This is a genomic window from Aeromicrobium sp. SP1 (assembly GCF_055663785.1).
The window spans coordinates 20828-43798 of record NZ_JBQVVK010000001.1; the positions used below are offsets into that span (position 1 = coordinate 20828).

The following is a 22971-nucleotide window of genomic DNA, read 5'->3' on the forward strand; positions in this document are numbered from 1 at the left end:
CGAGTGAGCGTCGTCACGCCGATCACGGAGGCCTCCGCATGAGCTCAACCCGTCGTCGAGGCGCCCTCGCCGTCGCCGCTTCCCTCGCGATCGCCGCCCCGCTGCTCGCGGCACTCGCGTCGTCCACGTCGGCCGATGCCGCGCAGGACCACGGACTGGGCTTCACGCGGATTGACCTCGACGACGCGGTCACGGGCGCGTCCTTCACGAGCGTCGGCGAGATCTACCCGGGCGAGCAGAACATCGTGACCTCCGGCTACGGCGCGCTCACGGCGGGCGTGCCCAGCGGCGGCGGGACCCTCCAGATCTACCGCCCGGGCGAGAGCCTGCAGGACTGGGACACGGTGCGGGTCTTCGACGCCAGCGCCGACCTGATCTTCCCCAACCGGCCGACGATCGCCGACGTCGACGCCGACGGACTCAACGACGTGCTGCTGCCGTCGGGCTACTTCTTCGACACCGATCCCGCGAAGACCGGCGGGGCCCAGTCGCGCAGCGCCATCACGTGGTGGGAGAACCTCGGCGTCGACGAGGACGGCGTGGCGCTCGGCTTCACCCGTCACGACGTGATCACGGGTCAGGCGGGGTCCTACCACGGTGCCCAGCTCGTCGACCTCGACGACGACGGCATCCGCGACATCGTCGCCACCTCGGAGGAGGCCCGGGTCGCGAGCAACCAGTCCGACGACACCGTCGAACTGCAGTACCTCAAGGGCAACGCCGACCTCACGTTCCAGCCGCCCGTCGTCCTGGCCGACGGCTCGGGCGGCAGCGTGCCGGTCGTCGAGGACGTCGACGGTGACGGCCGACTCGACATCGTCTCCTCGCAGTACTTCGAGATCCCGTCCCCCTTCTACGGGTCGGCCACGAGTGGCACGCAGGCCTCCTTCATGTGGTTCGAGCAGGTCGGCGTCGGCGAGGACGGACTCACCGCCGCGAACTTCGCGAAGCACACGATCGCCGAGGTCGGCGCGGTCGGCCACGGCTTCCAGGTCCGGCCCGTGCCGAACTTCCGCGGCCCCGGCACGGTCTCGTGGATCGGCACCAACCACCAGAACCGGTGCTTCCTCGAGCGGGTCGGAGGCGGGTTCATCAAGGCCCCCGTCGAGGCCGTGATGGAGTTCGTGCCGGGTGCCGACGTGCGGGCCCAGTGGGACGTCAAGGTCCTCTCCACACCGTACCCGGGCGCGAGCGATCCGACCGACTGCGACGACGCCTTCAAGCTCTCCACCAGCCCGGCGATCCCCGAGACCTACGTCCCGTTCCACCCCGGTGGCGAGATCACCGCGCGCACGAACGCCGGACAGGGCGCCCCGGGCGTGCTGGGATACGGCGACCTCGACGGCGACGGCGACCAGGACCTGCTGGTCGCCGGTGACGGCGATCGACGCCTCTTCTGGATCGAGCAGCTCGACAACGGCGACACCGTGCTGCGCCGGCTCACGGGCGCCGTCGAGGAATTCGGTCAGGCCGGTGGCGCCGAGGCGGCCGACTTCGACGGCGACGGCACCCTCGAGGCGGTCTTCAGCTCGTTCGACCGGAACGCCGTCTCGATCTGGAAGACCTACGACACCGAGCCGGAGGCGACCCCGCCGACGACCGCGCCGACCACGGTCCCGACCACGGTCCCGACCGTCAGGCCGACGACCCCGGCCGTGGTCACGAAGAAGTCCGTGCTCACGACCGCCCCCGGCACGATCAAGGTCTCGCGCAGCAAGAAGCATGCGAAGAAGGTCTCGGTCAAGGTGTCGCTCAAGGCGGCGTCCGGCGGCGGCGCACGCAAGGTCACGGTGACCTTCAAGCCGGCGAACGGCAAGCGCGTGAAGGTGGCCACGGTCACACTCAAGCCGCGCGCGGGCGGGACGTACACCGGCAACCTGACGTGGAAGCCGATCCGCAAGGCCGGCACGCTGACCTTCTCGTACGCCGGACGGAAGGTCTCGCCGTACCTGAAGGACACCGCGGCGCAGCGCGTCGTGAAGGTCAAGCTCGGGCGTTGAGCCGCTACGCGGCGTGACCCGCCCGGTCAGCTGCGCAGCGCTCCGAGTCTCTCGCCGAGCAGCATCCCGAAGGTGAGGGCGGGCGTGAGCAGCATGCCCGAGCAGAAGCTGTTGCCACACGTGGCGGCGGCCCCGATGACCTCGCCGACCGCGTGCAGCCCGCCGATCGGCGCGCCGTCCTCGCGCACGACGTGCAGCGCCGCGTCGACGTCGAGGCCCTGGAACGTGACCAGCGTGATCGCGTGGTTGCGCACCGCGTAGAACGGGGGCTCGTCGATCGGCGCCGGGAGGTGGGTGCGGCCGAATGCCGCGTCGTGACCCGACGCGACCGCCCGGTTGTACCCGGCCACGGTGCGGACCAGGCCTTCGCGGTCGATGCCCGCCAGCTCGGCCAGCTCTGTCAGCGTCGCCGCGGCGTGGATGCCCGCCCGGGTGTTGGCCAGGGCGCGCAGTGCGGGCGCGTCGCGGCCGAGGAGCAGGAACCGCTCCGGCTCGTCGGCAGCGCGGACGGCCGCCTCGTCGAACACCGTCCAGAAGACCTGTCCTGACAGGCCGGCCAGGGCGCGCTCCTTCAGGTCGATGGACGGATCGTCCTCGGCGACCCAGCGCCGACCGCCGCGGTCGACGTAGATCTCCCACGGGGGGCGCTCCTGGGTGAGCACCTGTCGCTCCTCCCAGTTCGCGCGGCCGGGGGAGCGGGGATCGGGCAGTCCGCCGAAGGAGGGAAGGTGGGAGCCGGCTCCCTGGAGGCGGGCGCCGACGGTCTGGCCGAGCAGGATCCCGTCACCGGTCGACGTGCGCGCACCGGCCGAGACGAGGGGAGCGCCCTCGAGTTCGGCGAAGAGGTCGTGGTCACCCGCGTAGCCGCCGGTCGTCAGGACGACGGCGGGCGCCGCGAACGTCGTCTCCCGGCCGTGGCGCAGGGCCTCGACACCGGTGACCGTCCCGTCGTCATCGGTGCGCAGGCCGACCACCGGCGTGCCGGTCAGCACCTCGAGCGAGCACTCGGTCCGGGCCAGGTCGAGCTCGGCGGTCAGCACGCGCAGGATCGAGAGTCCGCCGTCGGGGCCGTAGATCGTGCGGGCGGTGTCGTAGGGCTCGTGACCGTAGACGATCCGCGGTGTCTCGGGGTCGAGGGCGAAGCCGTGGTCGAGGAGCCACTGCACCATCCGGGGTGCCTCGGCAGCCACCGGTCCGACGAGGTCCTCGCGGGCGCTCCCGTTGCTGATCCGTCGGATGTCGGCCAGGTGGGCGGCGGGTGAGTCGATGATGCCGAGCTCGCGCTGGCGACGCGTGCCGGCGGCCGCGAGGTGGCCACCGCTGAGGTGCAGGGCCCCGCCGAGGCGGTCGTCCTTCTCCAGCAGGAGGACACCGGCGCCGGAGCGTGCGGCGTGGATCGCGCACATCAGGCCTGCCGCGCCGCCTCCGATCACGATCACGTCGTACGACATTCGTAGATCATATACAGTCGCGCCATGTCTGGCGCTCACCTTCTCGGTCCGGTCTACGCCACCGCCGATCCCGCGGCGATGATCGGCCTGCTGGTCTCGGTGGGCGGGATGGAGGTCGAGGGGACGCACGACCTGGATCCGGACGAGTCGAGGATGCTGTGGGGCCCTGACGTCGAGGCCGTCTCGATGACCTGGCTGCGAACGCCGGGGGTGGACGCCGGCGCGGTCGTTCTCGACTTCGGGCGGCCGGACGCCCCGGCGATCCGCACGCAGGATTCCCGCCTGCACCGCGATGCGCTGCGGGTCGTCGACTACTACGCCCCCGACCTGGACGTCGCGGTCGCGCACGCCCGCGGCCTGGGTCACCACGTGGAGACGCGACAGGCCGACTACGAGCTGAGCGACGGCGTGTTCCGCGAGGCGCACCTCGTCGGACCCGACGAGACCGTGACCGCATTCCTCACGGGCGACGCGACGTTCTTCACCGACTTCGCCCGGGTCCGTGACCGAAGGGTCAGCGAGGTGCTCAGTGTCTCGTTCCCGGTCAGCGACCTCGCCGGGACGCGCGACTGGTACGCGGACACGTTCGGCTGGGAGGTCGTCTTCGAGTACTCCGTCGACGACCCGTCGTTCGGTCAGATGGTGGGCACGGACGGACCGCTGCGGCTCGACTCCCAGACGGTCGGCGCCGCCCGTGACGAGCCCTACGTGAACCTCGTCCACTACGGCGTCGACGCCGACCCGGCGACCTCGTTGGCCGGACGGGTCAGGGCTCCGGCGCGAGGACTGCTCGGTCTGGTGGTCCAGGTCGACCACGTGGCCGAGCCACGCGTCAGGATCGGCGACCTGGCCTGCGCCGTCGTGCCGTCCCCACAGGGCGTGCCGCACCTGGTGGTGCAGCGATGACCGCGGTGGTGACGCTGGCCCGCATCCCCGACGGGGTGCCGGTGGCCGAGGACTTCGCACTGACCACGGTGCCCGTGCCCGAACCGGGACCGGGGCAGATCGAGGTAGAGGTCGAGACGCTTTCGCTCGATCCTTACGTGCGCTCGCTGCTGGGCGGGCGCCACCTCCAGGACGCCCCGATCCTGCCGGGAGGCGTGATCGCCGGCCGCTCGATCGCCCGGGTGAGCCGGTCGACCGTCGACTCCCGCCCGGTGGGCATGCTCGTGCTGGCCGAGACCGGGTGGCGGGCCCACGCCGTGATCGACGCGTCCACGGCGACGCCGATCGACGTCCCCGACGCGGTCCCGCCGTCCGCCGCCCTCGGCGCCCTCGGGATGCCGGGGCTGACCGCGCATGCCGCGATCACGCGCCACGTGCGCCCCGTACCGGGGGAGACCGTCCTGATCGGCGCCGCAACCGGCGGTGTCGGCTCGGTCGCCGGTGCCCTCGCGGCGCGGGCCGGCGCGCGCACCGTCGCCCTCGTGGGGAGCCCGGCGAAGCGGCGGATCGCCCTCGAGAGCGGCTACGACGAGGCGATCGATCGCACGCAGACGCACTGGCGGGACGAGCTGGTCGCCGCATGCCCCGACGGCATCGACGGATACCTGCACCTGGGCGACCAGTCGACGCTCGACGTCGTGATGGAGCACCTCGCGATCGGCGCCCGCGTGAGCCTCTGCGGACTGATGGACCAGTACAACGGCGCGACCCCGACGCGGCTACGGGCCGGCGCGGTGATGTCGGCCCGCGCGATCGTGCACGGCATGGTGGTCCACGACCACGCCGATCTGGCCGCGGAGCATCGGGCGACGGTCGCGGAACTGATCACCGCGGGCGCCCTCGTCCTGCACGAGGAGCGCCATCGCGGGCTCGCCGCCGCCCCGGCGGCCTTCGCCGACCTGATGGCAGGACGCAATCAGGGCAAGGTGCTGGTCGACCTCGTCGATCGCGGCCAGCGCTGAGGCCGGTTCAGGCCGGAGCGGAGACCGCGACGTTCGCCGGGTGGTTCTCGAGGGCGGCGAGCAGCGCGTTCTCGGTGCTCTCCAGGTGCGCGATCCACGCCGCGCGCAGGCCCTTCGCGTCGTGGGCCTCGGCCAGGTCGAGCAGCTCGCGGTGCTCGTCGATCCGGCCCTGCTGGGTCTCCGGGGCGTGGTCGAGGTCGCTCATGAGCAGGTGCAGGTAGCGGTCCGAGGCCTTCCAGAGCACGCGCAGGACGTTCGAGTCCGCCGGACCGATCTCGTCCAGGAGCATCGCCTCGTGGAACGCGTGGTGCTTGGCCGCCAGCGCCGCGGGCTCGCGCTCGATGCCGACGTACTCGGTCAGCGCCTCCTCGGCGTGGGCGAGTCGCTCGGCCGACATGTTGCGCCCCGCACGCAGGCTCAGGTCGCCCTCGATCAGCTTGCGCAGGTGGTAGATGTTCTTGAGCTCCTCGGTGGTCACCGTCGCGACCAGGGCGGAGCGGCCCGGGCGGAGGCTGATGACGCCCTCGCTCTCGAGGCGACGCAGTGCCTCCCGCACGGGGATGTGGCTGATGTCGAAGCGCTCGCACAGGTCGACGATCGAGACGGTCGAGCCCGGCGCCAGGTCTCCGTTGAGGATCGCCCGGTGCAATTCGTCGGTGACGCGGTCGACCAGCGAGTGATGCGCGATCGGTCGGACGCCCTCGGCGGCATTGCTTCGTCGGGTCATCGGGTCCTCCATCAGGTCGGGTGGCTCGAGGTCCGGGGCGCGTGGCCGCGAGCCTTACCTGACAGATCCTATATTCGTTTGCCCTCATTGCCCGGTTACGACGGATCTCGGACATTGCGTGCCGCGGAAGAAGATATCGTATATTCTCTGATCGAGAGGAGGTGCGATGATCGACCCACGAACGTTCCGTGACGTGATGGCCCAGTGGCCGAGCGGTGTCACGGTCGTCACGACCCTCGACGCCTCCGGCACCCCGCACGGGATGACGGCCAGCTCGTTCTCCAGCGTGAGCCTCGACCCGCCGCTCGTGTCGATCTGTCTCACGACCACTCTCTACAGCCACGCGCTCATCGAGGGCAGCGGCGTCTTCGCGGTCAGCGTCCTCGCGAAGGACCAGGCCGACATCGCCCGCCGGTTCGCGGGCATGGACGGCGCCGTCGACCGCTTCGAGGGCGAGAGCTGGACCACGTCCGTCACGGGCGCTCCCGTGCTGGACTCGTCGCTCGGCTGGTTCGACTGCCGGATCGTGCACTCCTACCCCGGTGGGGACCACACGATCTTCGTCGGCGAGGTCGTCGCCGGCAACGCCGCGGGCCGTTCGGCGCCGCTGCTCTTCCACTCCCGCGGATGGGGCCAGTTCGCCGACGTGCTGCCGCCCGCGGCCGCGCTGTCCGACACGCGTCTGCTGTCGCAGGCCTCGCCGCTCGCGGCCCACCCCACCCTCGCGACCGATCTGGCCGCCACCGGCGTCCGGGTCCGCATTCCCGGTCTGGCGATGGGCACCGTCGTCGGCACCGTCCCGGCGACGGCCAGCGCGCTGGTGACCGATCGCGCCGAGGCCGATCGCGCCCTCGCCGCCGGAGCCGCCGTGGTGGAGGTCGAGATCGATCCGAGCCACGACCACCGCGATCTGCTGGCCGGCTTCGACGGCATCGAGGGCAGGACCGTCGTCCACGTGCGCCGTGCCTTCGTCCCCGAGGCGTTCGACGACGTGCTGGCCGCCGTCGCGGCCGTGTCCGCCGCCGGCGTCGCCGAGATCGGACTCGACGACGAGAGCGGCCGCGCGACACCGCTGCAGGTCCGCCGCCTGCTGCAGGAGGTCGTGTCCCTGGCCCGACCCGTCCCGGTCCGGCTCCGGCTGCACGACCGCGATCGGCTCGGCCTGGTCAAGGCCCTGACGGCGCTCAAGAGCGGCGTCTGCCATTTCGACACCACGCTCGCCGGCCTCGAAGGGGCCGTCGCGACCGAGGACCTGGTGCGTCTGCTCGAGGAGGTGGAGGTCGAGGTCGAGGTCGACACGACGAGCCTGCAGGACCTCGCCGACCGTCTGCGCGCCCACCACGCGAGCGCCCCCGCGTCCGCCCCAGTTCTGTCACCTCAGGCGTCGTCCGGCGCCGCCGAGATCGTAGGAGTCATTGGATGAGCAAGACGTTGACCGCCGAGTACCTGCTTCCCGATCTCACGCCCGCCGAGCGTGCGCGGATGGAGCGGGTCGAGGCGATCCTGCCCGCGATCGCCGCTGCGGCCGAGTCCGCCGACGCCAACGGCGCCTTCCCGAAGGGCCACGTCGACCTGTTGGCCGACTCGGGTCTGCTCGGCCTCGTGGTCCCCGAGGAGTTCGGCGGCCTCGGCGGTGGCCTGCGCGACCTCGCGGCGACGACGTACGCGCTGGGCACGGTGTGCGGTTCGACCGCGCTGGCCTACTTCTTCCACTGCTCGGCGTCCTCGCGCGGCATGCTGCCGCTCGCGGCGCTCGAGGCCGGCCTCTACACCGACGAGGAGGCCCCGCTGGTCCGTGCGTTCTCCGAGAAGGTGCTGACCCGCATGGGCACGGACCGCATGATGTTGGCCAACTTCGCGAGCGAGGCCGTCAAGGCCAGCAACGCGAACGTCCTGATCCTGACCACGGCCACCAAGACCGAGGGCGGCTGGCTGCTCAACGGCGAGAAGTCCTTCGGCTGCCTCTCGGGCACGGCCGACTACTACCTCGTCACCGCTCGCCGGGAGGACCTCCCGGGGATCGACGGCCTGTCGCTCTTCTTCGTCAAGCGCGACAGCGAGGGTTCGCGTTCGCGCGCCCCGTGGCTCGGACTGGGGATGCGGGCCTCGGACAACCACGGCCTGATCATGGAGAACTGCTTCGTCCCCGACGACGAGGCGCTCACCATCGCCGGCGGGTTCACCCGCGCGACGACGATGTCGCGTGGTTCGTGGGTGGGCAACCAGATCGCCATCGCGGCGATCTACGCTGGAGTCGCACAGGGCGTGTGGAACTACGCGATGGAGCGCACGATGGCAGCCAAGTTCGCCGACACCGGCAAGCCGATCGCGTCCAGCCCGATGCACCAGGTCCTGATCGGCAACGGCGAGGCCTCGCTGGCCGAGGCGCACCTGTGGCTGCGGCGGCAGATCGACCTCGAGGCCAGCGAGCCGCCGATCCTGCCGAAGGACGAGGTCGTCAAGAACTGGAAGCTGGCCAAGGGCGCGATCTGCGAGCACGCGTTCAGCGTGGCCACCGACGCCATGAAGATGTGCGGTACCTCCGGCGCGCTCATGAACAACCAGATCGGCCGCGCCGTACGCGACACCGCGATGGGCCTGGTCCAGGCGTTCCCGGCCGAGCGCGGCAAGCTGGACCTGGCCAAGACGATCGTCGACCAGCAGGGCTGGGCCGGCCTCACGACGCGTGACGTCATGGAGAAGGCGGCGGCGGCCGACGCCGGCGCGAACGGTGCGGTCAAGTCGGCGGGTGCTCGATGACCGACACGCTCGACCAGACCTCCGACGTCCGCGCTGCGGGCGGACTTCCCCCGCTGGAGCAGCTCGTCGACGGTGTCTGGTCCGTGCCGGGCGAGACGTTGTCCGTCGACCTGGTCGACCCCTACACCGGCGAGTCCGCCGGGGTGGCGACCGCGAGTGACGCGGCCTCCGTGGAGGCCGCGCTGGCCGCCGCCGACCGTGTCCACCGCAACGGGTCGTGGAGCTCGACCAGCACGGAGCGTCGTGCCGAGATCCTCGATGCGGTCGGCGTGGCGCTCGGCGCCGAGGTCGCCCGGATCAGCGCCCTCGACTCGGTTGCGACCGGAGTCCCGATCACCCAGACGTCCATCGTGGGCGTCATCGTTCCGGGTGCCTTCCACCTCGCCGCCCAGATGCTGCGTGACGGGGTGCTCACCGAGACCGCGACGACCGAGGACGGTCGCACCGTCGAGGTGCACCGGCTCCCGCTCGGACCGGCCGTCTGCCTCGTGCCGTGGAACGCCCCGGCACCCATGGCGGCCCACAAGGTCGCCAGCTCGCTCGCCGCGGGCGCGCCGACCTTGCTCAAGCCGAGCGAGTACGCGGCGTGGGGGACCACGCTGCTCGCCCGCGTGATCGACCGGGTCCTGAGCGACGAGGGCGTCGCCCCGGGCACGTTCCAGCTGCTCCAGGGCGGCCCGGCCGTCGGTGGCCGGCTCGTCACCGATCCGCGCACGCGCGCCGTCTCCTTCACCGGTGGACTGACCGGTGGCCGCGCGGTCGCGATCGCCTGCGCCACGAACTTCACGGCACTGCAGCTCGAACTCGGCGGCAACAACCCGCTCGTGGTGCTCCCCGACGCCGATCCCGCCGAGGCGGGACGCCATGCCGCCGACCTGCTGACGACGCTCAACGGTCAGTGGTGCCGCGCGCTGGGTCGCCTCATCGTCCCGGCCGACAAGGCCGACGCCGTCGTCGCCGCCGTCGAGGCGCGGCTGGCCGACCTCGTCGTGGGTGATCCGCTGGATCCCGCGACCGAGTTCGGCCCCGTCATCAACGAGGTGCACCGCGGCCGCCTGCAGGCTGCGATCGACGAACGGGTCGAGGCCGGCGGCACGGTCCACGCCACCACACCACTGCCCGAGGACGGCAACTTCCTGGCGCCGACCGTCCTGACCGGCGTGGCGAGCGACGCCGCGCTGGACGAGATGTTCGGTCCCGTCGCGACGGTGCACACCTACGAGAGCGTCGCCGAGGCGATCGAGCTGGCGAACGCCACGCCGTTCGGACTCGAGGGCTACGTCGTCGGCGCCGACACTGAGGCCGCGCTGGCCGTCGCCCGCGAGGTGCGCACCGGCGAGGTCAAGGTGAACGGATCCACGATCATGAGCCTGCACCTCATGACGCCCCGGCCCGCCTGGGGCCTGTCGGGCATGGGCGAGGAGGGCACGGTCGAGACGATCCGCATCTTCACCGGAACGCGGGTCGTCGGCATCGAGGGCGGTTTCGCCCTGCACGGGAAGGCGTGAGCATGGGTACCTCCCCGAAGGTCCTGGTCGTCGGCGCCGGTCCCGTCGGCATGACCGCGGCGCTGATCCTGGCGCGCGCTGGGATCGCCGTCACGGTGCTCGAGGCCGGTCCCGGACTCGCCACCGAGTCGCGGGCGTCGACGTTCCACCCGCCGTCCCTGGAGATGCTGGCCGACCTGGGTGTCCTGCCGGCGCTTCTGGAGCGCGGCATCACCTCGACGACGTTCCAGTACCGCGACCGCGTCGGCGGCCCGATCGCCGATCTCGACCTGGGCGCGCTGGCCGAGGACACGGCCTATCCGTTCCGCGTGCAGTGCGAGCAGAGCAAGCTCACCCCGATCCTGCTCGAGGCGCTGGCGCAGCACGCCGACGCCGAGGTGGTCTTCGATGCCCGGGTGACCTCGGTCGTCCAGGGCGGCGGGACCGTCACGGTGACGACGGAGTCCGGTCGCAGCTGGACGGGTGACTGGGTGATCGGCGCCGACGGCGCGAGCTCGGTCGTGCGCCACGAGATCGGTGCGCAGTTCGAGGGCATGACGTACCCGGAGCGGTTCCTGGTCGCCTCGACCACCGAGGACCTCGAGGCCGCGTTGCCGGGCATCGCCGCGGTCAACTACATCTTCGATCCGAACGAGTGGCTCGTCCTGCTCCGCACCCCGGAGCACTGGCGCGTCCTGTTCCCGACCGATCCCGACAGCCCGGACGAGGTCGAGGTCGACCCCGCGCGGGTGCAGCAGCGCCTGCAGGGCGTGGCGGACCTGGGTCGTGAGTGGGACCTGCTCCACTCCTCCCTCTACCGCGTGCACCAGCGGGTCGCCGACCGGTTCCGCGTCGGACGCGTCGTCCTGGCCGGCGACGCCGCGCACGTCAACAACCCGCTCGGCGGGATGGGGATGAACAGCGGTATCCACGACGCCGTCCTGACGGCGCAGGCACTCGTCGACCTGCTGGCCGCCCCGTCCCCGTCCGAGGCGGTGCTGGGCGAGCTGGACGCCGTGCTCGCGGCGCGTCGTGACGTCGCGCTCTCGTACGTCCGGGCGATCACGCACGAGAACTGGAAGAACCTGCGGGAGACCGACGAGGAGGCACGCGCCGCGCACCACGCGTCGCTGCGTGAGCTCGCCGGGGACCCGCAGGCGAGCCGCGCCTACCTGCGTCGTACCTCGATGATCGACTCGCTGCGTCCGTTGGTCGTTCCGGCGTGACGATGAGTCAGGCCACGATGAGCACGGTGGGCCTGGTGCGGGAGAACCCTGCCCGGGTGGACGAGATCGTCGGCGAGGTCCTCGCGACCCCGATCACCGAGGTCGACACGATCGTCCGGGTGGCCGACCGGGCCCAGTCCGCGTGGGCCACGCGACCGGTCGCCGATCGTGCCGCGATCCTGCGCACGGCCGCCGACGCGCTCGAGGCCGAGCTCGACCGGATCGCGCATCTCGTCGCGGCCGAGACGGGCAAGGTCCTCACCGATGCCCGCGGTGAGTGCGGCTTCGCCGTCGCGGTGCTGCGCTTCTACGCCGATCGCGGCGTCGACCTGCTCGTCGACGTCGTCTCCGACGACGAGCGCGGGCGGCTCGTCCGCCAGCATCGTCCCTACGGGGTCGTTGCCGCGATCACGCCGTGGAACGCGCCGATCATTCTCGCGATGCTCAAGATCGCCCCGGCGCTCGTCGCCGGCAACGCGGTCGTGGTCAAGCCCTCCCCACTGGCGCCGTTCGGCGTGACGGCGGTCCGGGAGATCATCGCCGCCGTCCTGCCCGAGCCGGTGCTGCACGTGGTCCAGGGCGAAGCTGAGGTCGCCACCGCCCTCGTCGGTCATCCGGCCGTGCGTCGGGTCGCCTTCACGGGCGGCGAGAACGCGGGCCGGGCGATCGCCGGCCTGGCTGGACGCTCGCTCACCCCGAGCGTGCTCGAGCTCGGCGGCAACGATCCGGCGATCCTGCTCGAGGACGCCGATCTCGACGAGGCCGCGTACGAGCGGCTCGTGATGGCGACCTTCGCCACGAGTGGCCAGGTCTGCATGGCGATCAAGCGGCTCTACGTGCCGCGCGCCCGGCTCGCGCAGGTCCGGGCCGGGATCGTCGCCGCGGCCGAGCGCGTGCTGCGGACCGGCGACCCCCAGCATCCCGGCGTGACCATGGGACCGGTCGTGAACGCCCAGTCGGCCCGCCGGCTGCGCGCCCTGGTCGACGACGCCGTCGCGGCGGGAGCCACCGCCACGGTCCTCGGGACCGTCGACCCCGCGACCGATCTCGGCCGTGGACACTTCGTGCTGCCGACCCTCGTCGAGGGCGTCGTCGACGCCGACCCGCTGGTCGCGCAGGAGCAGTTCGGACCGGTCCTGCCGCTGCTCGCCTACGACGACGTCGAGGATGCCGTGAAGCGCGCCAACGCCGGGGAGCTCGGCCTGGGCGCCTCGGTCTGGTCGGCCGACGAGGAACGCGCCTTCGCACTCGCCGCGAGGCTCGATGCCGGGTTCGTCTTCGTCAACACGCACAATCGGACGGGAATGGCGTTGCATGCGCCGTTCGGCGGGGTGAAGCGCTCGGGTTGGGGTCGCGAGTACGGTGACGACGGTCTCCACGAGTACGTCCAGCCGTGCGTCGTCCACGCCCCGGCGGCGTTTCGTGACGGCGGCTCCGGGCTCGGGGCCGCGGCCTACCCGAGTGTCTGAAAAGATCCTCACGCCAGGGAACTGGATAGGATATATTCTTCGCAACAGGAGAAGGGAAGATCCGTGAGTCAGAATCTCAAGTCGGTTCAGGAGTACTTCGACGAGGCCGGTCCGACCGATGTCTCGGCGCTCTTCACCGATTGGCTGGCCCTGATCGATCGGCTCAGCGCCAAGGTGCAGCAGCGCTTCGAGCTGACCCGCGATCCGTCCACGCACGATCTCGAGTCGTTCTCGTCGCAGAACGGGCCCGAGGGCAGCGTCCGCGCCTACAGCGGCCCGGAGATCGACTGGATGGTCCACTCGCACATGCAGAGCGCGGCGATGGGCTTCGTCAACGTCCACCTGACGATCTGGCTCGGCCCGCACGTCAAGGTGCCGCACTTCGGGATGGCGCTCGGCGCGTTCCCGCAGGGCTGGATGTTCCTCGACTCGGTGCCGCGCAGCAACCTGCTGGTCGACACGGACTCGTACGACAAGTACTACGCCCCGCTCAACGACGAGTGGGAGCAGGTCAACTCCCAGCACGACTGGGTCGAGCCCTTCGTGAGCCGCAGCGCGTTCGTGCGCGCCAGCCTGTCGCCGACGGCGCACTGCTTCATGGCGCCCGGCGACGCGCGGATGACCACGCTCGCCACCGAGCTGGCCGAACGTCACCTCGACCGCTGGCTCGGCTGGGTCGACGAGGCCGAGATCGTGCCCGTCGAGGAGCGCGAGGCCCTCGCGGCCGCCGACGAGGCGACCCGTCGCAACATCGCCGAACGCGACCCGGCCAACGAGATGGGCGAGCGCTTCTTCGGCGAGGACATGACGCAGCGTCTCGTCCGTGCGCTGTGGGGCGGCGACCGCGAGCTGCCCCACGCTCGGTTCCTCGACTCATGAGCCAGCCCGCCGACGTCCTCGTCCGCACCCATCGACTCGGGGTCCGCGTGCCGGGTGAGCCGGAGCCGTACGACACGCTGCACGTGACGGTCCGCCACCCGGCACTGCCGGCCGCCGATGACGTCGAGCGGATGAGCGGCATGCTCCGCCCCGACCCGAGCGGCGCCCCGTACCCGGTCGTCGTCGTGATGCCCGGCATCAACGTCGCCTCGAGCGGCTACACCGAGCTCGCGACGGCTCTCGCCGCGGCGGGGATGATCGCCGTCACGTTCGACTGGGTGGGCCAGCTCTTCCCCGGTCAGCAGGGTCTCACCCCCGGCGTCGACCTCGGCGCCGTCGGCCCGCAGACCTACGGTTCGCGACCGACCACGCAGGCCCTCAGCCCGCTGCTCGAGGCGCTCGCCCAGGTCAACGCGGACGGACCGCTCGCGGGTCTGCTCGACCTCGGCCGCGTGGGCCTGTTCGGCCACTCCGCCGGCGGCACGGTCTCGCTGCAGTCGGCCCGACCCGAGTGGTTCGGCCAGATCCGGGCGGTCGCGACGTACGGCGCCCACACGATGGCATCGCAGCAGCTCGGCTTCCCGGCCGGCACGCTGCTGCCGGCCCCGATCGCGGCGCCGGTCCTGCTCGTCGCCGGCACCGCCGACGGCATCATCGCCGCGAGCGCGATCCGCTACGGCAACGAGGCCGGCGCGCCCGGACACGACCCGGTCGAGCGGACGTGGGCCGAGGCGATCCCCGAGGGCACCGAGGCCTGGCTCGTCCGCCTCGCCGAGGCCGGGCACATGCTGCCGGCCTCTCCCGAGGACCCGACCACCGCGCGTGGCTTCCTCGAGGAGCCGCCGACGGCCGACCAGGACGAGCTCCGCCGCGTCCTCACGGCGCTGCTGGTCACGTTCTTCACCGCCCGTCTCGCCGAGGGCGAGGCCGCCGAGACGGCCGAGGCCGTCCTCGAGGGCCACCTCAAGAACCACTCGACGGAGACCGCAGGGTCTCCTTTCGCCGACATCCGACGTCGCTAGGAGGCACGGGAATGTTCAAGAATTTCTGGTATGCGCTCGAGTTCAGTGAGGATCTCGAAGCGGGCACGCCGAAGAAGGTCAAGGTCCTCGGCCAGCAGCTCGTGCTCTACCGCAAGACGAGCGACAACTCCGTCGTCGCGATGTCGGACCTGTGCGTCCACCGTGGCGCCGCGCTCTCCGGCGGCACGATCAAGGACGACTGCATCGTGTGCCCGTACCACGGCTGGGAGTACAAGCCGAACGGCGAGGTCCAGAAGATCCCCGCCCACCCCGACAAGGGCATCCCGCGCAAGGCGCGCATCGACTCCTACCCGGTCGTCGAGAAGTACAAGTTCATCTGGGTCTACATGGGCGACCTGCCCGAGGAGGAGCGCCCGCCGATCCCCGACTGGTCCGAGATCGACGACACCGAGACGTACCGTGCGGTGACGGGCAGCTTCCTGTGGAAGTCGAACTACGAGCGCATCCTCGAGAACGGCGTCGACGTCGCGCACACCCCGTTCGTGCACGGCGGCGTCTTCGGCAACCGGGAGAAGCCCGAGGTCCCCGAGTTCGAGATCGAGTCGGACGAGTGGCAGTGCAAGGTGTCGGTCGTGCTCAACCCGCCCAACTCCAAGGGCATCTGGGGCATGCTCAACCCGAACAAGACCAAGAACCTGCAGGAGCGCCCGCCGGTGCCGGTCTCCACGACCTGGTACCTGCCGAACCTGTTGACGCTCGACGTCGGCACGCCGATGGGCCAGCTGAAGATCTTCGACGTCAACATCCCGATCGACGAGGAGACGACGCTCGTAAAGTTCGTCGCGCTGCGCACGTTCTTCAAGGGCGCGTGGGCCGACCGCGACGCCCGCCGGCGCGTCTTCAAGGTGCTCTACGAGGACCAGGCGATCGTCGACACCGTCCGTCCCGAGCTGCTGCCGTTCGACCTGTCCGACGAGCTGCACGTCAAGAGCGACTACAACGCCGTCCTCTACCGCCGTCGTCGTCAGGAGCTGATCGAGGCGGGCTGGAGCGTCGAGGGCAACACGATCGTCGGTGAGGGCCCGGCCCGCGTCGAGCAGCGAGTCATCCCCTCGCCGGTGCGCAAGGAGGTGCCGGAGCTCGCCAGCGCGTGGAACTTCAAGGAGGTCCGCAGCCGCGAGATCCTCAGCGGCCGTGCGGCCGAGGGAGCCGTGCCCGTCACCAAGCCGCTGACCCCGCGCAAGCAGGCGCCGGCGAAGAAGGCGCCCGCCAAGAAGGCCCCCGCCAAGGCGGCCGAGAACACGACCCAGGAGACCACGGCATGAGCCTGCCCGAAGCGCTGTGCACCAGCACGCTGGACACCATCGTCGAACGCGCCGGACTGACCGAAGTCACCGGCGCCGACGGGGGACCCTTCCTGACGCTGACCTCCAGCGCCTTCCCCGGCGGCCCCGCGCCGGTGGGCCAGGCCCGCGTCTTCCGTGGCGATGGCGTCGCCAAGGTCGTCTACGTCGGCCTGACCGTCGACATGATCGGCCTGGACTCGCACATGGTCTTCGCCTTCACCCCGGACGACGTGCCGGTGCCGCACTTCACCCTCGACTCCGTCCAGGGCCAGGGCACGTACGCGTTCCACCTCGACCTGATCCCGCGGGTCGACCTGGGCACCCACCTGCCCTACCTGGACTGGGCGCACACGCCGCTCGACGCGACGTTCGCCGACGTCCAGGAGCGCCCGGGCCTGACGAAGACCGCCATCGGTCCGCGCCAGTTCGCGATGATGTCGCCGTGGATGCTCGTCCACCGCGCCGACGCCGACGCGTTCGGCTCCATCGGCGACGCCGTCTCGGCGTACCTCGAGCACTGGTTCGGCCTCGTGGAGTCCGGTGCCCCCGCCGAGGTGCTCGCCGACGTGGCCGACACCGACCTGGCCACCCGCGACGCCCGCAACCGCGCCAACATCTTCAACCCGGAGGTCGACAAGGTGTGGGCGCAGGTCGCCCAGCTCGTCGGCGCCGAGCAGAGCGAGGCCGTCCGTGGCCTGCTGCTCGACAACTCGATCCCGGCTGGGGTGTCGGCATGACGAATGACGTCGAGACCAGCGAGTGGCAGAAGAAGATCGAGGGGGAGTGGCACGGCATCCCCGGCCTCTTCGACGCCCAGGGCAACCACGTCGGCTTCGAGTCGATCGCCCGCGCCAGTGAGGTGACGGCCGAGGGCGCCCGCTACTGGATGGACTCCAAGCTCTCCGGCTCCGGTCCTCTGCGCAATCGCTTCGAGCTCGGTGCCCAGTTCGACTTCGGTGTCGTCGACTCCGACGAGAACCGGGTCTACACCGGTCCCGACTTCTACGGCACGGGTCAGCCCTACGGCCTGTTCGTCGAGGCCAACTACTACTCGCCGGGCTGGCAGGCCGACCTGCGCACCTGGAACCAGGTGCTCGCCGACGGCGAGACGCAGGTCTACTCGTCCGTGCTGCACGACGGCTGGACGGTCTGCGCGGTGTTCAACGGCGTCTACAAGCGCACGCTCGACCGCGAGACGAACCCCGAGACGCAACGCTTCGTCGACCAGTGGCGTGCGCTGGAGCAGGAGCGCGGCTCGCGTCCGCAGGTGCTGCCCACGAAGCAGGCCGGCGCGTGGGTGGGCGAGCTGTTCCTCAACTCCGCCGACCAGCAGGCCGACGGCAAGGTGCAGGTCGAGATCGCGCACGAGCCGACCTCGCTGCGTTCGGCGCGACACACGATCACGTGGTCCGGCGACCTCGAGCGCCAGTACACGTTCGACCGTTACCGCGACGGCGCCCGCACGCTCTACGAGGGCCCCGAGGTCTTCGGCAACGCGACCGGCTACGGCCGCGCGCTGTTCACCGTGCAGCACCTGATCGGCCCCGATGCGACGGGTGTCGAGAAGATCCGTGGACGCGAGTTCCTGATCGATCCCGACACGAAGGAGCTGGCCATCGTCTGGCAGCTGCTGCGCGGCGAGACCACGACCCACTGGGTGCACGGCTCGCTCGCCTGGGAGCCCCGATGAGCGCGGCCGAGGACCGGGTCGTCGTCGTCACCGGCGGCACCCGGGGGATCGGCGCGGGCCTCGTCCGCGAGCTGCTCGCCCACGGCTGCCGCGTCGTCGTGTGCGGTCGCTCCACCGAGAGCGTCGATGCCGCGCTGGCCGAGTACGAGGCGATCGCGCCCGGCCGGGTGGCCGGGATCCCCGCCGACGTGTCGTCGCGGGCCTCGGTCCAGGCGCTGTGGGACCACGCCGCCGCGACGTTCGGCCGGGTCGACGTGTGGATCAACAACGCCGGCGTGTCCGCGCCGCCGCGATCCTTCCAGGACGTGACCGAGGAGACGGTCGCCCAGGTCGTCGCGACCAACCTGTACGGCGCCGCCAACGGCAGTGCCGTCGCGATCGCCGGGATGACCGCCCAGGGCGGTGGCTGGGTCTGGAACATGGAGGGCTTCGGCTCGACCGGACAGGTCCGCGCCGGGATGGGACCGTACGGCGCCTCCAAGCGCGCCGTCACGTACCTGACCGAGACCCTCGTGAAGGAGCAGAAGGACGGACCGGTCAAGATCGGCTTCCTGTCGCCGGGCATCGTCGCGACCGACCTGCTCGTGTCGGACTACGACGGCGACCCCGAGGCCTTCGAGAAGGCGCGCAAGATCTTCAACATCCTCGGTGACCGGGTCGAGACCGTGACGCCGTGGCTCGTCCAGCACCTGCTGGGCGCGTCCAAGTCCGGCACCCGGGTCGCGTGGCTGACCACGCCGAAGGCGATGGGCCGCTTCATGACCGCGGGCTTCCGCAAGCGCGACATCTTCACCGCGCCGGAGCTGACCGAGGCGAAGAGCTGATGGCGATCGATCCCTGCACCGAGTACGGGCTCGCCCTCGCGATCGAGGACTTCGTCCCCGTGCTGCTGGCCGGCGCCGGCACCGTGGTGCTCGCGCTCGCGGCCGGCAAGCGGCTGCCCGCCGTGCGCGTGCCCGCGCTGCTCGCCGGCGCGCTCGTCACCCTCGGTGGCCTGGCCAAGGCGATCTGGAAGCTGCTCGTGGCCGCCGAGCCGTGCCGGAACTACCCGGTCCTGGAGAACATGCTCTTCCCGTGCCTCGCGTTCGGGTTCGCCGGCATCGCCTGCGCGCTCGTCGGCGTGTGGCGTGGCCGGCAGGTGCCGTGGGCGCCGTTCCTCGTGCTGCCGGTCATCGCCTCGATCGCGGCCCTCGTCGTGGGGGACACGTGGCCGTTGCTGGTCGTCGCCGCGATCGGCGCCGTGTTCGTCGGCGTCCTGGGCATCCGGCTCAGCCTGCGTGAGGGCCACCCCTTCGGTGCGGCGCTCTTCGTCGTCTACATCGTCGGCACCCTCGTACTGCCGCCCCTGGCCGCGCGACCGCACCAGTCCGAGACCCTGCAGTGGTTCGAGCAGGCCACCAACTCGCTCGTCCAGCTCAGCTTCCTGCTGGGCGCCATCGGCCTGCACCGCCGGCTCGGGACGTCCCCCGAATCCGCCCCCGTCCTGCAAGGAGAGACCTCATGACCGACCGCCTCGGCTGGCGCCGCAAGTTCGGTGTGATCGCGCCCAGCACGAACACGATCGTGCAGCCCGAGTTCGACTCGATGCGGGTCCCGGGCGTGACGTCGCACTACGGGCGGATCCTGATCCGCGACGGCCGGATCGCCGATGACGAGGGCATGCAGAACCTGCTGGTCCAGATCCGTGAGGCGATGGACGACTGCGTCGAGGGCATCATGACCATGGAGCCCGACTACATGGTGATGGGGATGAGCGCCGAGACCTTCTGGGACGGCGTCGAGGGCAACCGCCAGTTCGTCAAGCAGATCCAGGACCTGTCCGGCGGTCTCGGTGTCGCCACGGGTGCGGAGGCCTGCGAGCGGGCGCTCAACCTGTTCGGTGCCAAGAAGATCGGCATCGTCACCCCGTACACGCCGATCGGCGACGAGAACGTCCGCAAGTTCTTCACCGAGCTGGGCTTCGAGGTCGGCGAGATCCGCGGCCTGAGCTGCCCCTCGGCGGTCTCGATCGCGCACGTCTCGGAGCAGACCCTGCGCGAGTCGATGATCGCGGTCAACGACTCCGACGTCGACGCGATCGTGCAGTGCGGCACCAACCTGTGCATGACGGAGCTGGCCGACGAGGCCGAGCGCTGGCTCGACAAGCCGGTCATCGCGATCAACGCCGCCACGTGGTGGATGGCACTGCGCGAGAACGGCATCGAGGACCAGCTCCAGGGCTTCGGCACCCTCCTGCGCGAGCACTGAGCCGCACCCCGGGCGTGATCTCGATACGCCCGCTCGTTCCTCGCGGAGCTACTCGATCACCGAGACCTGGTGATCGAGTAGCGGGCGCGAGCGCAGCGAGCTGGCCGCGTATCGAGATCACCGATCAGGTCAGGCGGTGGGCTTCGTCGCGCTGACCGCGACGAGCTGGGCGCCGACGACGAGGCGCTCGCTCGAACCCCAGCGGGGGTGGCACGTGACGAGGGTCAGCGTGCTCTGCGTGGCCTTGTCGCCCGGATGTCCGGCGACGGGGGCCAGCACGTCGGTCGCGGTCGCCGGCAGGATCCGGTTCCACGTCACGCGGTAGGTGAACCAGCCCTCGGTGTCCTCGACCACGATGGGGTCGCCGACCTCGAGCTTGTCGAGGCGCGCGAAGGGCTGGCCGTGGGTCGCGCGGTGGCCGGCGACGGCGAAGTTGCCGACCTCACCCGGCAGGGCCGTGCCGGGGAAGTGGCCCGGGCCGAGCGCCAGGTCGGCCGAGTCGACGCCTTCGACGACGACCCACTGCCACTTCTTGCCGAGGGCGGGGATGTGCATGATCGCGACGCCGTCGCCCGGACTGGCCGGCGTGGCCGCCGTGGGGGCCGCCTCGCCCGTCCGGAAGTCGTGGCGCAGGCCCTCCTGGGCCGAGGAGGTCCGCTGGTCGGTCCACACGAGGGTGTAGACGACGAAGAGCAGCAGCAGGACTCCGATCGTGATCGCGATCTCGGCCGCGATCCGCAATCCGGATCGTGTCGCCGAACCTGCTGCGCTATCCATGAATAGAATATATCATCGCCACATTCGTGTTGAATGAGAGTTTTCGTGGAGGAGGCGGCGGCGTCGTGACGAAGTCGAGCCGACGGGTGACCGGTCGGAGCGCTGCTGCGCTGCTCATCGTAGGCACCTCGGCCGGTTTCAGTCTCGCTTTCGGCGCAAGCCCTTCCGTGGCCGCCGATCCGGTGCTGCCCAGCGGTGGCTGCTGGTCGTACGTCCCCAGCGGCGCTGCTCTCGCGGCGCCGCCGACGACCGACCGCTCGACGGCGTTGGAGCCGTGGTCCGCCTCCGGTGACGGCTCCGTCGCGCTCGTCTCCTCGGGCGCGACCGCCGTCGGGTCGAAGCGCAGCGTCGCCGTCACCGTCACGGACGGCCCCGTCCTGTCGACCTCGGCCGCGACGAGTGGCACGGCCTCCTTCCTGCTGTCGGTCGACGGCGATGCGCTCGCCGCCCCGATCGAGGTCCCGTTCGCCGTGGCCGCCGGTCAGCCGGTCGACGCCCTGGTGGCCAGCACGGACCTGACGATCGCCGACGCCGGCTCGCACGAGATCCGGCTCGACGGGATCTACTTCGACGACCCGGCGACGTCGCTGCGCGTCGCCTGCAACGGCCAGACCGGCCACGCCGCGACGCCCGGGACCAACCCGGCGACCACCCCGAAGCCGACCGACGTCACCGCCGGCTTCACGGCGGTCTCCGGCCCCACGGTCGCGATCGACTCGGTGAGCAACCAGGCCGTCAAGAACGCCGGGCGCATGGGCGACGAGGTGACGATGCAGCTCGCCGGATTCGCCTCCGGCGCGGTCGCCACCATCACGTCGTGCACCACGTCGAACGAGTGCGCGCCGCTGGCCAGCGCGATCCTCGGATCCGGCGGTGGCGGCACGACGACCTTCGTCATCCCCGCCACGGCGCCGGCCACGACCGGGACCCTCGTGGTGGACGACGGCGCCACGAAGGCGTCGACCGACTTCACGGTGCTCGGAACGCAGGGCATGACGGCGGCCGAGAAGCTCTCGGAGGACTCCACCACCGTGAGCCTCGTCGGCTCCGGATGGGACCCCGATCGCGACATCGTCGTCCAGGGGCACACGGGTGACTCGGGCGCGACGGCCAAGACCGGCGACGCCGCGGTCACGGTGCGCTCCGACGCGACCGGCGCCTTCTCGACCAGCTACACGGTGGCCGACGAGGACACCGTCTCGGTTATCGCCGAGCAGACGCGCACCAGCACCAGCATCGGATCGATCTACCTCATCTCGGGCGTGATCGGCTCGGGCGCCGCGGGCGAGGGTGGCGGCTCGGGCGGCGGCTCGGGCGGTACGGGTGGCACCACGACCGGCGGCAGCACCACGGGCGGAACCGCGACGCCGGTGTCTGACATCCCCGTGCCCTCCGACATCGCCGTCGCGGGCCAGGTGCCCGTCCAGGGCGGACTGGTCCCGACGGACGTCGTGGGTCAGCTCGAGGTCTCGGACGTGCGCCTCGACGGTCAGGACGGCGTGGCGACGCTCTTCGGCGGCACCCCGCGCCGGACCCTGACGTTCGTCGTCGAGAACACCGGCAAGACGGCCGTCGCCGCACCGATGGTCCGGGTCGCCGTGGGCCGGTCGTCCGACGTGGAGCCGCTTCCGGTCGCCGTGCCTATCGGGGACCTGGCCGTGGGCGGTCACGTCGTCGTGTCGGTGCCCGTCGAGCTGCCGACCGCCGCGTTCGGCACGTACCACGTCGTCGCCCAGGTCGGCGATGACGCGTCAGGTACCTTCAACGTCGCCTGGACCTCCTATCCGTGGGGGCTGCTGGCGCTCGACGCCGTCGCGCTCGCGCTGCTGGTCGCCGGAGTCGGGACCCGCGTGGTCCTGCGCCGGCATCCCGCTGCCGTGGCTCCGGCTCCGGCCTCGGCCACGGCTCCGGTGGCCGACGCCGACGCCGACGCGATCGTCGACCTCGACGCCGCGGAGCGGTGGTGGGCGTCCCGGGAGGACTCCTCGCGGGACACGAGCGTCCTGACAGTCAAATAGATAT

The 22971-nt window shown here is 71.2% G+C and carries 20 protein-coding genes; 17 read left to right on the top strand and 3 right to left on the bottom strand.

Going from position 1 to position 22971, the window contains the following annotated elements:
- The first annotated feature begins 38 nt into the window (after window positions 1-38).
- On the top strand, window positions 39-2000 hold the full coding sequence (locus ACT26F_RS00090) for an FG-GAP repeat domain-containing protein (protein WP_471668414.1): 1962 nt from the start codon (window positions 39-41) through the stop codon (window positions 1998-2000).
- A 26-nt stretch (window positions 2001-2026) separates the two neighbouring features.
- Here ACT26F_RS00090 and ACT26F_RS00095 read toward each other — a convergent pair whose 3' ends face one another.
- Window positions 2027-3451: an FAD-dependent oxidoreductase gene (locus tag ACT26F_RS00095; protein ID WP_471668415.1), complete on the bottom strand. Its 1425-nt coding sequence runs from the start codon at window positions 3449-3451 to the stop codon at window positions 2027-2029.
- Window positions 3452-3475: 24 nt separating this feature from the next.
- On the opposite strand from ACT26F_RS00095, the gene ACT26F_RS00100 reads away from it, so the two are divergent.
- Together ACT26F_RS00100 and ACT26F_RS00105 are read left to right on the top strand one after the other, a co-directional pair.
- Window positions 3476-4357, top strand: a complete 882-nt coding sequence (locus tag ACT26F_RS00100; RefSeq protein WP_471668416.1) for a hypothetical protein — start codon at window positions 3476-3478, stop codon at window positions 4355-4357.
- Window positions 4354-5358, top strand: coding sequence for an MDR family NADP-dependent oxidoreductase (locus ACT26F_RS00105; protein ID WP_471668418.1), 1005 nt, complete (start codon window positions 4354-4356; stop codon window positions 5356-5358). Before ACT26F_RS00100 ends, ACT26F_RS00105 begins: the two co-directional genes overlap by 4 nt.
- A gap of 7 nt (window positions 5359-5365) precedes the next feature.
- On the opposite strand, the gene ACT26F_RS00110 is transcribed toward ACT26F_RS00105, so the two are convergent.
- Window positions 5366-6085 (bottom strand): GntR family transcriptional regulator, encoded by a 720-nt coding sequence (locus tag ACT26F_RS00110; RefSeq protein ID WP_471668419.1) that lies wholly within the window; start codon window positions 6083-6085, stop codon window positions 5366-5368.
- Between the two features lie 166 nt (window positions 6086-6251).
- Between ACT26F_RS00110 and ACT26F_RS00115 the strand changes: the two genes are divergently transcribed.
- The 13 genes from ACT26F_RS00115 to ACT26F_RS00175 all read left to right on the top strand — a co-directional run bounded on the left by ACT26F_RS00115 (window position 6252) and on the right by ACT26F_RS00175 (window position 20172).
- On the top strand, window positions 6252-7508 hold the full coding sequence (locus ACT26F_RS00115) for a flavin reductase family protein (protein ID WP_471668421.1): 1257 nt from the start codon (window positions 6252-6254) through the stop codon (window positions 7506-7508).
- Window positions 7505-8845: an acyl-CoA dehydrogenase family protein gene (locus tag ACT26F_RS00120; RefSeq protein ID WP_471668423.1), complete on the top strand. Its 1341-nt coding sequence runs from the start codon at window positions 7505-7507 to the stop codon at window positions 8843-8845. Before ACT26F_RS00115 ends, ACT26F_RS00120 begins: the two co-directional genes overlap by 4 nt.
- Entirely contained in the window at window positions 8842-10353 is a 1512-nt protein-coding gene (locus ACT26F_RS00125) for an aldehyde dehydrogenase family protein (protein WP_471668425.1), read from the top strand. Before ACT26F_RS00120 ends, ACT26F_RS00125 begins: the two co-directional genes overlap by 4 nt.
- Window positions 10354-10355: 2 nt before the next feature.
- Entirely contained in the window at window positions 10356-11558 is a 1203-nt protein-coding gene (locus tag ACT26F_RS00130) for an FAD-dependent oxidoreductase (RefSeq protein WP_471668426.1), read from the top strand.
- Between the two features lie 17 nt (window positions 11559-11575).
- On the top strand, window positions 11576-13027 hold the full coding sequence (locus tag ACT26F_RS00135; protein ID WP_471668428.1) for an aldehyde dehydrogenase family protein: 1452 nt from the start codon (window positions 11576-11578) through the stop codon (window positions 13025-13027).
- Window positions 13028-13090: 63 nt separating this feature from the next.
- Window positions 13091-13906: a hypothetical protein gene (locus ACT26F_RS00140; RefSeq protein ID WP_471668429.1), complete on the top strand. Its 816-nt coding sequence runs from the start codon at window positions 13091-13093 to the stop codon at window positions 13904-13906.
- Window positions 13903-14928: an alpha/beta hydrolase family protein gene (locus ACT26F_RS00145; protein WP_471668431.1), complete on the top strand. Its 1026-nt coding sequence runs from the start codon at window positions 13903-13905 to the stop codon at window positions 14926-14928. Before ACT26F_RS00140 ends, ACT26F_RS00145 begins: the two co-directional genes overlap by 4 nt.
- Before the next feature lie 11 nt (window positions 14929-14939).
- Entirely contained in the window at window positions 14940-16214 is a 1275-nt protein-coding gene (locus ACT26F_RS00150) for an aromatic ring-hydroxylating dioxygenase subunit alpha (RefSeq protein ID WP_471668433.1), read from the top strand.
- Entirely contained in the window at window positions 16211-16972 is a 762-nt protein-coding gene (locus ACT26F_RS00155; RefSeq protein ID WP_471668434.1) for a hypothetical protein, read from the top strand. The genes ACT26F_RS00150 and ACT26F_RS00155 overlap by 4 nt, the downstream gene beginning before the upstream one ends.
- Window positions 16969-17925, top strand: a complete 957-nt coding sequence (locus ACT26F_RS00160) for a hypothetical protein (protein WP_471668435.1) — start codon at window positions 16969-16971, stop codon at window positions 17923-17925. Before ACT26F_RS00155 ends, ACT26F_RS00160 begins: the two co-directional genes overlap by 4 nt.
- Window positions 17922-18749 carry an SDR family oxidoreductase gene (locus ACT26F_RS00165; RefSeq protein ID WP_471668437.1) on the top strand — a complete coding sequence of 276 codons (828 nt, stop codon included), beginning with the start codon at window positions 17922-17924 and terminating at the stop codon, window positions 18747-18749. The genes ACT26F_RS00160 and ACT26F_RS00165 overlap by 4 nt, the downstream gene beginning before the upstream one ends.
- Entirely contained in the window at window positions 18749-19429 is a 681-nt protein-coding gene (locus tag ACT26F_RS00170) for a hypothetical protein (RefSeq protein WP_471668439.1), read from the top strand. The genes ACT26F_RS00165 and ACT26F_RS00170 overlap by 1 nt, the downstream gene beginning before the upstream one ends.
- A complete protein-coding gene (locus ACT26F_RS00175) occupies window positions 19426-20172 on the top strand; it encodes a maleate cis-trans isomerase family protein (protein ID WP_471668440.1) in 747 nt (248 codons plus the stop codon). The genes ACT26F_RS00170 and ACT26F_RS00175 overlap by 4 nt, the downstream gene beginning before the upstream one ends.
- Before the next feature lie 129 nt (window positions 20173-20301).
- On the opposite strand, the gene ACT26F_RS00180 is transcribed toward ACT26F_RS00175, so the two are convergent.
- Window positions 20302-20949, bottom strand: a complete 648-nt coding sequence (locus ACT26F_RS00180) for a class E sortase (protein ID WP_471668442.1) — start codon at window positions 20947-20949, stop codon at window positions 20302-20304.
- Between the two features lie 167 nt (window positions 20950-21116).
- Here ACT26F_RS00180 and ACT26F_RS00185 point away from each other — a divergent pair, with 167 nt between their 5' ends.
- Entirely contained in the window at window positions 21117-22967 is a 1851-nt protein-coding gene (locus ACT26F_RS00185; RefSeq protein WP_471668443.1) for a hypothetical protein, read from the top strand.
- The last annotated feature ends 4 nt before the right edge of the window (window positions 22968-22971 follow it).